Consider the following 931-nt stretch of genomic DNA (forward strand, 5'->3'; position numbering starts at 1 on the left):
ACTGCGCCGGGTCCTGGACAAGACCGGGATCGACGCGGCGATCGCCACCGTGGTCATCACCGACGACGACCAGGCCCAGGCCCATGGCTTCCACGGATCGCCCTCGTTCCACGTCGACGGACGCGACCTGTTCCCTGTGCCCACGGTGCGCCCTGGCGTTGCGTGCCGCGTCTACCCCACGACAGCGGGACTGCGCGGCGTGCCCGACGACCACTCTCTGACCGCCGCCCTCATGGACCGCGTCGGGCGCTGACCCGCGCTCGTCCACCGCCGCGACCTACGGCGCCGGCCCCCGCGCCTGTGCCGGGCGACGCGGTCGGTGCCGGTGGACCGCCCAGCCCGTGAGCGGTGCCCCGACCACCGTCGGCAGGACCCAGAACGACCAGTCCGGCAGCCGTTCCCAGATCGGCAGGTGCGGGCCGTTGTCGACGTAGAACGCGGTCAGCATCGCGATGTACGCCAGACCCATCCACGCGATGTGCGCCCCGTCGCTCTCACCGCGGCGCCGGTTGCGCCACCCGAGGAGCACGGCGGCCAACGCGATCCCCCCGAGCGCGGCCAGGTGGACGGTTGCCGGCCAACGGATCACCACCATGACGACCATCGACCCGAAGAGAGCGGCGATCCCACCGAGGAACACGCGACCAGCCCCGACGTGCCACCGACCGCCCTTGCGCGCGAGCATCGCGACCAGCCCCGCGAGCACCGCCGTGACGCCCGCGGCGATGTGCACCAGCAGAGCGAGGTCGAACACCGGACCCGCGTCCGGCTCCGGCAACCCCGGGATGTCGATCATGGTCGCCTCCGACGCCCGAGCATCCGATCTCAGCGTCTCACCGACCGGCCCGCCGCACCCCCGCCGCTTCTCGCACGAACTTGGCGACTTCCTACAAGGTTGTCAGACACCGCAAAACTGACCGTTTTCCGTACG

2 protein-coding genes are annotated in these 931 nt (G+C 71.4%); one reads left to right on the top strand and one right to left on the bottom strand.

Annotated features, from left to right (window positions below; all coding sequences use genetic code 11):
* A partial coding sequence (locus tag ACI769_RS19815; protein WP_409142171.1) for a hypothetical protein occupies nt 1-253 on the top strand: 253 nt, incomplete at its 5' end.
* Between the two features lie 24 nt (nt 254-277).
* Here the strand turns inward: ACI769_RS19815 and ACI769_RS19820 are convergent.
* The gene (locus ACI769_RS19820; protein WP_155100242.1) at nt 278-796 is read right to left on the bottom strand and encodes a DUF2306 domain-containing protein; all 519 of its coding nucleotides are present in this window, start codon (nt 794-796) and stop codon (nt 278-280) included.
* Nucleotides 797-931: the final 135 nt, after the last annotated feature.

Source organism: Cellulosimicrobium sp. RS (assembly GCF_046159675.1).
GTDB classification, from domain to species: Bacteria; Actinomycetota; Actinomycetes; order Actinomycetales; family Cellulomonadaceae; genus Cellulosimicrobium; species Cellulosimicrobium funkei.

Excerpts from the sequence above, each read along its gene's own strand:
- ACI769_RS19820 (WP_155100242.1), bottom strand. The coding sequence starts at position 796 with ATGATCGACATCCCGGGGTTGCCGGAGCCGGACGCGGGTCCGGTGTTC.